The sequence below is a fragment of the Porphyromonadaceae bacterium W3.11 genome, from assembly GCA_030434245.1.
Lineage (GTDB): Bacteria > Bacteroidota > Bacteroidia > Bacteroidales > Porphyromonadaceae > Porphyromonas_A.
Map to the genome: position 1 here is coordinate 228,255 of JAUISX010000001.1, position 15,514 is coordinate 243,768.

At 40.4% G+C, this 15,514-nt stretch carries 10 protein-coding genes; 7 read left to right on the forward strand and 3 right to left on the reverse strand.

Going from position 1 to position 15,514, the window contains the following annotated elements:
* Positions 1-15: 15 nt before the first annotated feature.
* The 3 genes from pruA (at position 16) to QYZ87_00885 (ending at position 5,259) form a co-directional block, all read left to right on the forward strand.
* Positions 16-1,641, forward strand: a complete 1,626-nt coding sequence (gene pruA, locus QYZ87_00875; GenBank protein MDN4753091.1) for an L-glutamate gamma-semialdehyde dehydrogenase — start codon at positions 16-18, stop codon at positions 1,639-1,641.
* 181 nt (positions 1,642-1,822) lie between these two features.
* Complete coding sequence (locus QYZ87_00880; GenBank protein ID MDN4753092.1) at positions 1,823-4,102, forward strand: NADP-dependent malic enzyme; 2,280 nt, start codon at positions 1,823-1,825, stop codon at positions 4,100-4,102.
* Between the two features lie 647 nt (positions 4,103-4,749).
* Positions 4,750-5,259 carry a hypothetical protein gene (locus tag QYZ87_00885; GenBank protein ID MDN4753093.1) on the forward strand — a complete coding sequence of 170 codons (510 nt, stop codon included), beginning with the start codon at positions 4,750-4,752 and terminating at the stop codon, positions 5,257-5,259.
* Between the two features lie 958 nt (positions 5,260-6,217).
* On the opposite strand, the gene QYZ87_00890 is transcribed toward QYZ87_00885, so the two are convergent.
* From QYZ87_00890 to hflX, 3 genes are all read right to left on the reverse strand, one after another.
* Positions 6,218-6,775 (reverse strand): 30S ribosomal protein S16, encoded by a 558-nt coding sequence (locus tag QYZ87_00890; GenBank protein MDN4753094.1) that lies wholly within the window; start codon positions 6,773-6,775, stop codon positions 6,218-6,220.
* 119 nt (positions 6,776-6,894) lie between these two features.
* A complete protein-coding gene (locus tag QYZ87_00895; protein MDN4753095.1) occupies positions 6,895-8,712 on the reverse strand; it encodes a Na/Pi cotransporter family protein in 1,818 nt (605 codons plus the stop codon).
* A 52-nt stretch (positions 8,713-8,764) separates the two neighbouring features.
* Positions 8,765-10,012 carry a GTPase HflX gene (gene hflX, locus QYZ87_00900; protein ID MDN4753096.1) on the reverse strand — a complete coding sequence of 416 codons (1,248 nt, stop codon included), beginning with the start codon at positions 10,010-10,012 and terminating at the stop codon, positions 8,765-8,767.
* A gap of 746 nt (positions 10,013-10,758) precedes the next feature.
* Here hflX and nspC point away from each other — a divergent pair.
* From nspC to QYZ87_00920, 4 genes are read left to right on the forward strand one after another with little or no spacing between them, the layout of a single operon-like run.
* The gene (gene nspC, locus QYZ87_00905) at positions 10,759-11,952 is read left to right on the forward strand and encodes a carboxynorspermidine decarboxylase (protein ID MDN4753097.1); all 1,194 of its coding nucleotides are present in this window, start codon (positions 10,759-10,761) and stop codon (positions 11,950-11,952) included.
* A 32-nt stretch (positions 11,953-11,984) separates the two neighbouring features.
* Positions 11,985-12,944 carry a signal recognition particle-docking protein FtsY gene (ftsY, locus tag QYZ87_00910; protein ID MDN4753098.1) on the forward strand — a complete coding sequence of 320 codons (960 nt, stop codon included), beginning with the start codon at positions 11,985-11,987 and terminating at the stop codon, positions 12,942-12,944.
* Positions 12,945-12,947: 3 nt separating this feature from the next.
* On the forward strand, positions 12,948-14,240 hold the full coding sequence (rimO, locus tag QYZ87_00915; GenBank protein MDN4753099.1) for a 30S ribosomal protein S12 methylthiotransferase RimO: 1,293 nt from the start codon (positions 12,948-12,950) through the stop codon (positions 14,238-14,240).
* Complete coding sequence (locus QYZ87_00920; GenBank protein ID MDN4753100.1) at positions 14,237-15,505, forward strand: hypothetical protein; 1,269 nt, start codon at positions 14,237-14,239, stop codon at positions 15,503-15,505. Before rimO ends, QYZ87_00920 begins: the two co-directional genes overlap by 4 nt.
* Positions 15,506-15,514 lie beyond the last annotated feature (9 nt).

The following is a 15,514-nucleotide window of genomic DNA, read 5'->3' on the forward strand; positions in this document are numbered from 1 at the left end:
ATTTTAATAGTCAAGATGGATAATATTCTATATAACTTTGAGAGACCAACCAATGAACCGATAAACTCATACGCTCCAGGGACACTCGAACGTGATCGCCTTACAGAAGCATTAAAAAGTGCGGCTGCCACGGAACTAGAAGTGCCACTCATTATCGGTGGCAAAGAGGTGCGTACTGGTGATATGGGAGAGGTAGTAATGCCTCATAATCACAAACACATTCTGGCTAAATATCACAAAGCTGGCCATAAAGAGGTGCAGATGGCAATTGATGCCGCGATGAAGGCTCACCATGAATGGAGTAGACTGCCATGGCTTGAAAGGAGCTCTATTATGCTAAAAGCGGCTGAACTATTTAGCACAAAATATAGATATGAATTAGCTGCGGCTGTAATGCTGGGTCAGAGTAAAAATCCCATGCAGGCAGAGATCGATGCACCGTGCGAATTGATAGACTTCCTACGTTTCTCTGCCTACTATGCTTCAAAAATATACACAGATCAACCCTTAAGTGATCATACTATACTGAACAGAGTGGAATATCGTCCGCTTGAAGGATTTGTCTTTGCTCTCACACCATTTAACTTCACTAGCATCGCACTGAACCTTACTATGGCTCCTGCTATCATGGGTAATGTATCTGTCTGGAAGCCATCATCAACTGCAATATTCTCAAATTATCTATTGCTTAAAGTGATGAAGGAGGCTGGACTACCTGATGGCGTGATTAATTTCATCCCTGGCAAAGGGAGCGTCATCGGAAAGTCCTTAATACCCCATAAAGATCTTGGAGGATTTCACTTTACTGGTAGTTCTGCAACATTCAATACCTTATGGCGACAAATAGGCGAAAATATTTCAGGGTATAAGAGTTATCCAAAGATTGTTGGAGAGACTGGTGGTAAGAATTTCGTGGTCGCTCATCCTACTGCTAATGTGGATGAAGTAGCGGTGGCTTTAGTACGAGGAGCATACGAGTATCAGGGACAAAAGTGCTCAGCTGCATCACGAGCATACATTCCTCAGAGTATGTGGAATGAGCTACGTGAACGCTTAGAGTCCATGATTGGGACCATCAAGATGGGCGATGTAACAGACTTCTCTAACTTCATGAATGCTGTGATAGACGAAACCTCATTCGATAACATCAAGTCCTATATTGATTATGCTAAGAGCTCGTCTGATGTTGAAGTTATCATCGGTGGTGGATGCGACAAGAGTGAAGGTTACTTTGTGGAGCCAACCGTTATCCTCACAACAGATCCTAAGTTTAAGACGATGCAGGAGGAGATATTTGGACCAGTTCTTACCATCTTTGTGTATGATGACTCTAAGTTTGAAGATATACTTGTGCTATGTGATGAAACCTCTCCATATGGATTGACAGGCTCCATCTTCTCACGAGATAGATACGCAATAGAGACGGCACTAGATAAGCTACGTTTCTCAGCTGGCAACTTTTATATAAATGATAAACCGACAGGTGCTGTGGTAGGTCAACAACCATTTGGTGGAAGTCGTGCTAGTGGTACCAATGATAAAGCTGGTGGGGTTCTCAATCTAATACGCTGGACAAATGCCCGCTGTATTAAAGAGACCTTTGTCCCACCTGTAGATTATACATATCCATTCTTGAAGTAATTATTCAATATTTTCACTTTCAAATTATTTTCAAGATTGCGAGGGTGTTGTAGAGTGATCTACGACACCCTTTCTCATAAAAGGGATATAAAGACCTTACGAATTGCTATATAACAATTATATATTCTAAAGCTTTGTGTAACTTTGCCAAAACTTAAGCCAATCAATATTATTTTTAAACATGGACAAAAAACTCTCAGAAGAAGCAAGAGTGTACCACTCATTGCCTCAACCAGGTAAAATTGAAGTAAGACCTACTAAACCCTTTAGCACACAGAAAGACCTAACCCTTGCATACAGCCCAGGTGTAGCTGTTCCTTGCTTAGATATAGATAAAGATCCTGCATGTGCTTACGATTTTACATCAAAAGGAAATCTTGTGGCCGTAATTTCCAATGGTACAGCCGTACTAGGGCTTGGTGATATCGGTGCATTAGCAGGGAAACCTGTGATGGAAGGTAAGGGACTTCTATTCAAAATTTATGCGGGAATAGATGTATTTGATATCGAAATAGATGAAAAAGATCCCGAGAAGTTTATTGAGATCGTCAAGGCTATTGCTCCTACATTTGGAGGAATCAACCTCGAAGATATAAAGGCACCTGAGTGCTTTAGAATCGAACAAGCCCTCAAAGATGAGCTTGATATCCCTGTAATGCATGATGACCAGCATGGTACAGCTATTATTTCTGCCGCTGGATTGCTTAATGCATTGAAAATTGCTGGAAAAAAGATTGAAGATGCACGAATCGTCATAAGTGGTGCTGGGGCTTCAGCATTCTCTTGTACTAAACTATACGAATCCTTCGGTGCTAAACGCTCTAACATCGTCATGATTGACTCTAAGGGTGTCATCAGCAAGGATAGAGAGAATCTAAGCGACCAAAAAGCATATTTTGCTACCGATCGTACTGACCTTCGTACTCTTGCAGATGCTATTGTCGGAGCCGATGTATTCGTAGGCCTATCTAAGCCAGGAGTCTTAACCCAGGACATGGTTCGTCAGATGGCTCCAAATCCTATCGTATTTGCTTTGGCAAACCCTGATCCTGAGATTACATACAATGAAGCCAAAGATGCCAGAGAAGATGTAATGATGGCTACTGGACGTTCTGACTACCCAAATCAGATCAATAACGTAATCGGGTTCCCATACATTTTCCGTGGAGCTCTTGATGTTAGAGCTACTAGTATTAACGAGGAGATGAAAAAAGCGGCCACACTAGCTATTGCGGAATTGGCTCAGGAACCAGTTCCGGATGAAGTCAGTAGTGCCTATGGTAATATTCCTCTTCATTTTGGCCCCGATTACTTTATTCCAAAACCAGTGGACCCTCGCCTCATAGTACGTGTATCTACTGCTGTAGCAAAGGCTGCTATCCAATCAGGAGTTGCACAAAAAGTAATAACTGACTGGAATTCTTATGAGGGAGAATTGATGAATCGTCTCGGAAGGATGAATCACTTCATGCGTCGTATCCACGAATCAGCTCAACAAAACCCTCGCAGAATGGTATATACTGCTGGTGAAAATAGCACCGTCATTAAAGCTGCTGTAGAAGTACTTCACCAAGGCCTAGCAATACCTATTATTCTAGGTGATCCTGATAATATCCAAAGAATTGCGAACGAAAATGATTTGGACCTAAGCGGGATTAAAATCATTAATCATCGTTCTGAAGAGTTTAACGAAAAAAGAAAACAATATGCAGCCCAATATACCAAACAGAATTGGCGTAAGGGTGGTAATATGAACGAGTCATTGGACAAAATGTTTGACCTCAACTTTTTCGGGATGATGATGGTACAATGTGGAGACGCAGATGGCCTACTCACTGGGCTTTACTCTAACTACTCATACCTGTCAAATGTAGCACGTACTACTGTAGGTATTGAAGAAGGACACGATCACTTTGCAACGATGCACATGGTCAACCTAAAGAGCGGTCCTCTATTCCTTGTAGATACTCTAATCAATCAAAATCTAAATGCAGAGACATTAGTTGATATTACTATTCTTGCTGCCGAAAAGGTTAGATGCTTTGGACTAAAGCCTAACATTGCCTTAGTGAACTTCTCAGACTTTGGTAGTGATGATGCTAACTCTTCAATCGAAGCACGTAAAGCGACAGAGATTCTTCATGAAAAGTATCCAGAGCTTAACGTGGATGGTGAAATGCAAGTCCAGACTGCCCTACATATGGAGAAGAGAGACTCTTTATATCCAGATAATAAGTTAAAAGGCGAGCAAGTTAATATACTCGTGTTCCCTCGTCTCTCTGCTGCTAATGCATGCTATCAATTGCTTAAAGCTGTGGGTAATGCTGAAGACGTAGTCGGTCCAATTCAAATTGGATTAGGCAAGCCCATCTTTTTCGTGGACCATGATGCTACAGTTAAGGATATTATTAATATCACGGCTATGGGTTCTTTAGACTGCTCTGCTTACATTATTGAGTAAGTATAAACAACAAAGAATACTAATAGAAGAGCTTGCTACTGTTTAGCAAGCTCTTCTATTTTTCAATATTCGGTTTTCGACTTAGTAACAATACAAAAAGGAAGAATTACCTAGGAGGGAAAGTCTCGAACTATCTTCGATAATTTTTACGAAGTAATGATGGACACTTATATTTTGTTTGAATGAGAGTAATAACACTTTCTTCTGTATCTCTGGACTAGATCTAAAAAAAAGCTTTAATGAGTTGTAATACGAGACCATAACTGATGTTCGTCATCCATAGGGTGAGAGTGTATTAGTCTTCCTTAATAAGCCCCGTAATACTATGAAACTATTACACTCGGAGGGTTGTGGATTTGTGTTCAACCACAAGCTTCTGGAGCATTACACTTTAATTACACCATAAAAGCCATACATTTGTTGTACAACTGACTTAATATTTGTAAAATTGCACTACAATTATTCTTCTATTTGAATGATTTTCACGTTTAATTTTAATAATAACATCTAAAATCTAAAGCTATGAAAGAGAAGCCCCGCCATCAAATATGTTGTATTTATGTCTATTCTTGTTTCTAATGGAATAGCTTTGTTTTACACTTGTAGCAACAGGACTGATCTTTATTAACCATTAACCATTTTTAATTATGACTTGTATTCAGAAGATTTTTCTCTTTTTACTAATTCTTTTTCCAGTAGTTGGTAATTCATTTGCCCAGGAAAGAGGTTTCTCATGGGGAGCATTAGGAAGCTCTGGAAATATGGGCAGAGAGTTTTCATCTGTTAATTTGGAGAGCTACGCAGGCTACAACTTTACACCAAATTTTTCTGCATACCTTAAAGCTGAAACTGATGTCATCCTACTAAAAAAAGAAGAGGTTGAAAAACACTACCCGTCTCAAGCCTTGGGTGTGCTCTTAAAGTACAATGTATATAAATTTAGTTCTGGTATATTTGATTTGAGAGCAGGTACTGGAACTAACTTGCGTAGTGATGATTGGAGATATTTATATTGGGATATGGGCTTTTTTTTACAAGCGACTAGAGAAATCACAAAACCTACGATAGGACTAGTATTTAGATACTATAATACTCTAGAAAAAGGAGAAAAGAATTATCCTTCGGTGTATGTTTCTGTAGGTTTTACCGTAAATTAATGTACTATGTACAATAGAGACCTAAACTTTTTTAGGTTACGGCTTTCGCCATTTTCATTTTGGCTAAACTGCTTTCGACTCTTTTCTTTTCGCGTTTCTAGCGAATTTTCGAAACTCTAGAAAAAAATAAAGAGGATTTAGACCTTAAGAATTTCCGACTCCTCTTAGAATGTATCTTTCATTTTATATTCTTAGATTTATAATGAAAAATATCTGACAAGAGAAATAACACCAAGTATTAGAGACATTGCTCCCACGGTCATAGTAAAAACAAACTTCTTTCCAACCTTCTTTTCTTTATTCTTAGTTTTGGCAGATATAACAAAATAATAAATAGAGAAAATAATGAGAAATAATCCGATAATAAGCCTTTCCATAATTATTAATATTATTCTAACATACATTGTGTGTAAGTCCAACAGTCAATACAGCACTAGCAAAATCAAGACCAGTCTTAATACCTCCCTATATGCTTCAAACCGATAGTTTCTCAAACCTAAAGGAAAATTGAGCACGCTAGGTGCTTTCCTTGCCCATGTGACAAATGCGAGATCTTTTCTCTCAACGTTCAACGAAGTACTTGCGTTGATTGTACCTAACCTCTGCTGCCGTAATTACGTTCATATTCATCTTTCCATGATATGCACATACCACAAATGTAAGTATAATAATCCTAACTATTGCTTCTACATTACAAGTACGTTGAGAAGTAATGTTTACAGGCAGTTAGCAAATTCGCATAGATACATTGCAGCAACTTCTGATGATATATAACCGATTACTATACTCTATTTTTCTTCCACAGCTATAGACATTCTCAACATAATCATCCTTATGCTGTAATATGTAATAGTATATATAAGCACTATTCATAAAGAAAAAGAGACAATGCCATCAGACACTGTCTCTCTCTTTTATACACGTAAGAATCTTCGAAATTGAATTTTTTCTTAAAGGTTTATTCTGCAGGAGTTTCCTCTGCTGCAGGCTCCTCTGCAGATTCTGATTCAGCTTCTGCTTTCGCAGCGGCCTCAGCTTCTGCTTTTGCCTTAGCTTCAGCATCCTTCTTAGCCTGAAGGGCTTCTGCCTTAGCTTTATTCACTTCACGCTCAGCCTCTAATGCCTTCTTAGCTTCTTCACGCTTCTTAGCTTCTACCTTGCTAACTACAGCTTCAGTTTCAGCCTTACGTTCCTTTAGCCAAGCCTCAAACTTAGCCTGAGCTTGTTCTTCTGTAAATGCACCCTTACGTACTCCACCTTGCAAGTGCTTCATCATCATTACTCCCTCACGAGAAAGGATACTGCGAACAGTATCTGATGGTTCTGCTCCTACATTAACCCAGTACAGAGCTCTATCAAAGTTAAGATCAATTGTAGCAGGATGAGTATTAGGGTTATATGTACCTAATGCTTCTACAAACCTACCATCACGTGGTGCTCTACGGTCTGTTACTACAATCTTATAGAAAGGGTAGTTTTTGCGACCGTGTCTTTGCAATCTAATTACTGTTGCCATAACATTATCTATTTATAATAAATGAATTCTTAGCGTCCCACGGTCTCCCGAATCTGGTACTCGACCAAACGGGGTGAAACGCAGGTGCAAAGGTACGTTATTTTACGGAAATAAACAATTTATTCCTCCACGCATTCCTCTACTACATTTATCGCATAATCCCCTAAGACCTCGTATTCGTCTAGCATGTCCAGATAATATACGGATTGTTGGTATGGATATAGCTGTGCATCAAGATCCTTAAGGTTTTTAGAGACCAACCTTTTGTACTTGTTATTCACTTGGCTTTCGAAGTTCTGTGCTTCGATTAGCATATCCTGATGCTTATCTACTTCTTGAAGGACATACATTGTATGCTCCAGAACCTTCTCCAATAGTTCATGAAGATTATCTAACTGCTCTTGGATTACGGGATGGGTATCGACGCCATCCTCTAATCTACGCCGAATAATTCGAGCCATATTATAGCACGAATCGCCCATACTTTCTATCTCACTACCTATCCTCAGATAAGCACTTACATCCCTACGTGAGTCACCACTCAGGTCACCTTCTGAGAGCTTAGTAAGATATTGCACTATCTCTACCTCTACCCTATCACAGATATCTTCATATTTCTGAATACGATCAAAGATGACGTCAAACTCTGACTGGTCTACAACTCTATACATGGACTTAACCATGCCAAACATCTCACTTACCTTATTACCATAACTAGTAATTTCTTTATTTACTTGCAGCAAAGAAAGTTCACTAGTAGAGAGCATACGAGTACTCAAAAACTGTAGATGTGCAAACTCCTTTTTCTGAGCAGCAAGCTTACTAGGCTTGATCACTACTTCACAAATCCTAGCAATGAACGGTACAAACCATATCATCAAAAGGCTGTTAGCGACATTGAATAACGTATGAAATAAAGCCAACCCAACACTAACAGAGCCAGCCATTTCTGAGATATCCTTCTGTATTAGTGCCATCTCTTGATCATAAATGGCTTCTCCACCTGTAATCATCTGAACATCCCCTTTACTATATGTATTATTCAGATCAGCTATAGTCGTGAAGAGTCCTCGTGGATCTGCACCATCACCGCTAACAATTATATTACAGACAAGGTTAACCAATGGGAAAAAGACACAAAGCACCCATATCACACCAAACACATTAAATACAAAATGCGAGAACGCCGCTCTTTTTGCCGCCATATTAGCACTCAGAGCAGCAAGGTTAGCGGTAATAGTAGTACCAATATTCTCCCCTAAGATCATCGCTGCTGCCATCTCAAAAGGCACCCACCCTTGACTACACATAATAAACGTAATAGCCACAGTTGCACTTGAGGACTGCACAATCACAGTCATGATGGCACCTATAAATAAGAAGATTATTACCGATAGGAATCCCATATCAGTGTACTTCTGCAAGAATGCTAAAGCCTCTGGATTAGCCTGCAAGTCAGGCATCGAATCCTTAAGGAACTGTAAGCCAAGGAAGACCAATGAGAATCCAATAATAAACTCCCCTATTGAATTCCACCTAGGCTTCTTCGAAAATACAAATGGTATCGCTAATGCAAGTAATGGTATAGCAAAAGTACTGATATCGACCTTGAAACCTAAGAGAGAAATGATCCAAGCCGTTACGGTAGTACCAATATTGGCCCCCATAATAACACTAATGGCTTGCACCAAATTGAGCAAGCCAGCATTTACGAAACTTACAACCATCAACGTGGTGGCTGAAGAAGATTGGATAAGAGCAGTAACTAATACACCCGTCAGAACACCCAACACTCTGTGGGAAGTCATGGCTGATAAGATTGACCGCATACGGTCACCCGCAATTTTCTGAAGTCCTTCACTCATGATCTTCATCCCATAAAGGAATAGACCAAGCGAACCAATTAGGTAAATAAAGTCAAGAATGGAATAATTCATTTTCCTGTACTAGTAAATTATCTATATAACCTATGTTAATACTCTTCCTTACTCATTCACTTCCCTCATCATCTACCAGATGATCATAGGTCTGAAAAAGGAAGTCATTATATGGGAAACGAGTAATATGTATCTCCTTCACCCTCTCATACAAGATGGATTTTAATTCTTCTACTCCTTCACCTGTTTTGGCGGATATAAAAAGCACATCCAAGACACCATCAGGCTTATTAGCCATCCAGGTCTGCTGCATCTCTTCTAACGTAATATTTTCTTTTGTTCGTGGAGTTAGGTCGTCCTCATCCTTTTCTTCAAAGGTAAAGGCATCTACCTTATTAAAGAGCAAGATAGTCGGTTTCTTCTCATCTCCTATAATATCACTTAGTGTCTCCTTGACCACATTAATCTGATCCTCAAAATTCTCGTGAGAAACATCCACCACATGTATAAGGAGGTCAGCTTCGCGAACCTCATCAAGTGTGGACTTAAAAGATTCGATAAGCTCAGTAGGCAGTTTTCTAATAAACCCTACAGTATCAGAAAGAAGGAAAGGAAGGTTCTTGATAACAACCTTTCGGACTGTGGTGTCAAGTGTAGCGAACAGCTTATTTTCGGCAAAGACATCACTCTTAGAAAGTAGATTAAGGATGGTGGACTTACCCACATTAGTATATCCCACGAGTGCCGCACGAACCATATTCCCCCTATTACTTCTCTGAGTTCGCTTCTGCTTATCTATCTTCTTCAGTTCATCCTTAAGTGCCGAGATCTTATTCAGCACGATTCGCCTATCCGTCTCCAACTGAGTTTCACCAGGGCCTCGCATATTAGTTCCACCTCCACGCTGACGGTCCAAGTGGGACCAAAGCCTCGTAAGCCTAGGCAATAAATAATTGTACTGGGCTAGCTCCACCTGAGTTTTGGCATAAGCGGTCTGAGCACGAGCGGCGAAAATATCTAAAATCAATGCGGTCCGATCTAGGATCCTCACTTTCAATTCTCTCTCAATGTTTCTTAGCTGATTCGGCGATAACTCATCATCAAAAATAACGGTGCCAATCTCATCCTCTTCGATTTGATCAGCAATCTCCTGCAGCTTACCCTTGCCAATAAATGTAGCCGTATTAGGAGTATCCAACTTCTGAGTAAAGGATTTAACTGTCTGAATATTTGCAGTATGTGCCAAAAAAGCCAATTCCTCCAGATACTCTTCTACCTCTGCCTCTTTCACATCGGGAGTAATAATCCCGACAATGTAGGCTCTATCAGTAGCAGCATCTGTCTTAATAAAATCTTTCATCTAACTTTTGCTTTTTATAATTGATGTCAAAGTTACCCAAAAACAACCACTCTATAAAAGATAATTCAGTCAATTTCACACAGATTCTCTCCAACACCAAAATGGTAATGATGAGTTGAGGACGATACAAAAGCAGAAAAACTTTCTTGAAAAGCGTACAATTTGTTCTATCTAAAAAAAAAGATACAGCTAACGAATTGACAGTGACACTTCGAGTAAAGGGTTCACGTGAGTGTCAAAATTCTTCCTATAGGAAACAGATCTTCTTCTCATATAAAAAATATTTTTTTCTTATGAGAACGATTTCTCTTTCATATAACTAAAATTTCCCCCACCTATTATAGGTCAAAGCAAACTCTTTCATTACGTTTTAATATGATCTCCTTACGCCTTTGGATCAGCACCTTACCCCTATTACACACAATTATAGTGCCAGTCCGAACGCCAACATCAAAATAAGCTTACGAATGGGAAGAATTGTAACACTCATGTGGACTGTTATCAATACGTTAGACAAAGCGATTTTGGTACAAATAAGGGCTTACTTAGAAAGACTTTATCTTTACCATGAAGCCCGATAAAAAGTACCAAGAAACCCTTTGATAAAAAATCAATGGATGAGTAGCAGAACATATTCAATATTTTCTGGTACGTCAGCCCTGGATTGATCGGTTTATCATCGTAATGATAAAAAGAAAATGGGTATCTTTGAAGTAAAATATTTTGGATTAAATATGACATAATACATGCATTCATTTAAGGACAAGCATAAACTGGGAAAAGACCCTCATGATTTCTTCCCCTCGCCATTGCCCACTCCTGCCTATGTGCAGGTGGAGTCACAGCTGAGAGCCAATCTTGAACGAATTAAGAGCGTTGCAGATCAGACTGGTGTTGAGATTATACTAGCTTTCAAGGCGTACGCACTATGGAAAGTATTCCCGATCTTCAGAGAGTACATCTCTTGCTCCACAGCCAGCTCTCTTAATGAAGCTCGAATGGGGCTCGAAAAGATGGGAAACCGTACCCATACCTATGCCCCTATATTTAAGGACTCCGAGTTTGATGAGATGATGCGATGTAGCTCTCATATTGTATTTAATACCCCGAAGCAATTTGAGAAGTTTTACCCTCGGGTGAAAGCTTATACAGATTATCCAATAGAATGTGGAATTAGGATAAACCCTGAGTATAGTGAGATAGAGACTGACCTATATAACCCTGCCGCACCTGGCTCTAGAATGGGGACGATTTTATCTCAAATGCCCGAGAAATTGCCTGACGGGGTGACAGGGCTACATTTCCACGTTCACTGTGAGAGCTCCTCCTATGAATTGGAAAGGAGCCTGAGGGTGATTAGCTCAAAGTTTGACCATCTACTTCGCCAGGTCAAGTGGCTTAATATGGGGGGTGGTCACTTGATGACACGTCAGGATTATGATATAGATCACCTTATCAAGGTACTGAATGAGTTCAAATCCAAATACCCTCATCTGCATATCATCCTTGAGCCCGGCAGTGCTTTTGCATGGGAGACGGGATACTTGGTGACTAGGATAGAGGACATAGTGGAGAATCATGGGATTTCCACATTGATGATGGATGCCTCTTTCACCTGTCATATGCCTGATTGTCTAGAGATGCCCTATCAACCAGCTATTCGTGGTGCGTCTAAGGAGAGGACCGAAGATCACAAGTATGGGTATCGCATAGGAGGGAATAGTTGCTTGAGTGGAGATGTCATGGGGGATTGGTATTTCAAAGAAGCACCAGAGATAGGAGACCTACTGATCTTTGAGGATATGGTGCATTATACCACCGTGAAAACAAATATGTTCAATGGCATCCAGCATCCCTCACTATACTTAGAACGGATGGATGGATCAATGGAGCTTATGAGAGAGTATTCCTTTGAGGACTACTTAAATAGAATGTGCTAGAATATAATACAATTTGATATAAAAAGTTAGATATGGGATTTTTCAAAATTTTCTCAAAGGAGAAAAAAGAGACTTTAGATAGTGGTCTTGAAAAGACGAAGCAGTCATTTTTTGACAAGCTATCACGTTCTGTTGCAGGTAAGTCAAAGGTGGACGATGATATACTTGACGAACTAGAGATGATGCTTGTCTCAAGCGATGTGGGAGTAGATACTACACTAAAAGTCATCAAGCGAATAGAGGATCGTGTTGAGCGTGATAAGTACGTGAGTACGAGTGAACTCAATCGAATCCTTCGTGAAGAAATAGCTGCACTCTTAGCTGAAAATAACACCAAAGACGGGACCTCCTTTAGTATAGAGAATGAGAAAAAACCGTATGTCATTATGGTGGTTGGCGTTAACGGAGTGGGTAAAACAACCACCATCGGAAAGTTAGCATACCAATTCAAGGAGAGCGGGTACAAAGTGGTTTTAGGTGCAGCGGACACCTTTAGGGCTGCAGCGGTTGAGCAATTGGTGATATGGGGTGAGCGTGTAGGCGTTCCAGTCATTAAGCAGGATATGGGATCAGATCCAGCATCCGTGGCATTTGATACCGTACAGCATGCAACTGCTACAGGTGCGGACATCGTATTGATTGATACCGCAGGCCGACTCCATAATAAGGTTGGTCTCATGAATGAGCTTACCAAGATTAAGAACGTAATGGCTAAGGTTCATCCTGAAGCTCCTCAGGAGGTCCTCTTGGTACTGGATGGCTCTACGGGGCAAAACGCTTTTGAGCAAGCAAAGCAATTCACTGCCGCAACAGATGTAACCGCTATGGCTATTACCAAACTAGATGGGACTGCTAAGGGTGGTGTGGTGATTGGCATTTCAGACCAATTCAAGATACCGGTAAAGTATATTGGACTGGGCGAGAAAATGACAGATCTACAGCTCTTCAATAAGCAGGAGTTTGTCGAGTCTCTATTTAGTGAAAAGAAATAACGAATGAGAAAAAACAGAGTCAATGTCATTACCATGGGCTGCTCTAAGAATCTTATTGATTCGGAGCTCCTCATGCGTCAATTTGCAAAGCATGGCTATCAGGTAGAGCATGACGCTGATCAGCCAAGTGGTGAGATTGTGGTCATCAATACATGTGGCTTCATAGAGTCAGCACGTGAAGAGTCTATCAATACTATATTAGAACTCGTCGCGGCTAAAAAAAGTGGGGATATCGGTCAGCTCTATGTGATGGGTTGCCTAAGCGAGAGGTACATGTCAGAGCTTCAAGAGGAGATCCCTGAAGTCGATAAATTTTATGGCAAGTTCAATTGGAAAGAGTTACTATCCGATATAGGCAAAGCGTACCACACGATGCCAGCTGATGCACGATTTCTATCGACACCTGAGCATTATGCCTTTGTCAAAGTATCTGAAGGGTGTGATCGCCAATGTGCATACTGCTCCATCCCTCTAATGACAGGGAAGCACGTATCCCGTCCCATGGAGGAAATCGTAGAGGAAGTCAGAGGACTAGCACAGCAGGGGGTCAAGGAGCTACAATTGATCGCACAAGATCTTACCTACTATGGTCGTGAGCTATACAAAAAGCCTATGATCGCAGACTTAGTAAGAGAGTTATGTAAGGTGGAGGGTATAGAGTGGATTAGGTTACATTACGCATACCCCAACTCCTTCCCATTTGAATTACTTACAGTCATTCGCGAGGAACCTAAGGTATGTAAGTATCTTGATATTGCGTTACAGCACATTAGCAATAATGTCTTGGATAAGATGAGAAGACATGTTACGGCAGAAGAGACCTACTCGCTCATCGAACGAATTCGGAGAGAAGTACCTGGAATATACCTGAGGACAACCCTCATGGTAGGCCATCCAGGCGAAACGGAGGAGGATTACCAAGAGCTCTTGGATTTTGTCAGGAAAGTGAGATTCGAGCGGATGGGTGCATTCATGTACTCTCATGAAGAAGGAACCTTTGGCTATAAGCATTACGAAGACGACGTCCCAGCTGAAACAAAGCAAAGGAGGTTGGACGAGCTCATGGCTCTACAAGAAGAAATAGCTTTTAGCCAAGTTGAGTCATTAGTAGGCAGTACTGCCAGAGTGATCATTGATCGAGAGAGCGGTGACTACTTCATTGGTCGAACTGAGCATGACTCACCAGATGTGGACCCTGAAGTTTTGGTAAAGGGAGAGGACCTGGAAATTGGCCAATTTTACAATGTGCGAATAGTAGAAGCACTAGGGTATGACACGGTAGCGGAATTAATATGAAGGGGTTGAATCAGATAGAAAGAGAAGCGAATACACTATTAACATCGGCATTACAGGAGCAGAATAGTGTCACTATCCCAGCTATTGGGAAGTTCCAACCACTCTTCCACCCTGAATATATTCTAATAGATGAGGGAGCTAATGAATCTTCTAGAAAGCTGATTCCACCACATATATCCCTCTCCTATACCCCTTCAGAATACATATTACAGCACAGACATTATACAACGATAGACTTCACTCCTCCGCTTGAATATTTTGATACAGCCTTTATCTCTAATCTTTCCGACCTCTACGAGCATGATGAAGCTGAGGTAACATCATGCCTAACGGATCATCTTAGAGAACTTTTGACAGACTTATTTAGAGGACGGAGAACCACTCTTTTAGAGCTCGGAGACTTATATATAACAGAGGAGGGTGATAACAACCTGCTCATTAATTTTGTAGCCAGTGAGGAGATACTAAAATCTCTAAATTTTGTTTTCTCTGCGTACCAGCCTGTAGAAATCAATCCATCTGTAACCTATCCAGACACAGAAATAAGAACAGAGATTCACGAGGATAAGGTTATTCAAGTATCTATACCAAAAGAAGAGAAAAAAGCTCCTGTAATAGAGCAGCCACTGGAACCGCAGGTAATATCATCTGAGAATGATGAGGATGAGAAAAAGCCAGAAGAGGTATCTCCCCTACCCCAATTATCTTCTGATAGTATCCCCACAGACGCAGAGAACGCTAGAGTGGATGATATGGACTCAAAGAGAGACAAAAAGCGGAGAAAGAGCAGGCTATTTATTTTAGTAGGACTGGGCCTCTGCATTATGTGCATAGGAATATTTCAGTTTTACCAAAATAAAAAGCATAGAGTCATTGAGGATAATCAAACTATTGCGACCATAGAGAAAGAGGACACCGAGTCTGCACCTCTTGTTGATATAGAGACACCAAATGAGGTTCCCCCTCTAGACAAGATTATAGTGGAGCACGGAACCACTCTTGCTAAGCTATCAAGGGCTTACTATGATAATAATAGCTTCTTTTGGGTATATATCTATATTGCTAATCACGATAAGATTGAGGATCCAGATAATTTGGAAATTGGTCAGCAGTTAATAATACCATCTCTAAGTAAGTATAATCTTTATAGTGATCCAAAACGAGCTAACCAAGAAGCTAAGGAATGGGCTTCGTTGATTCTACTGAACACATTTACTTCCTACGAAGAACAGAGGCCGACGTTGCCGATGAATAAAAACGACTAAATCGTATTC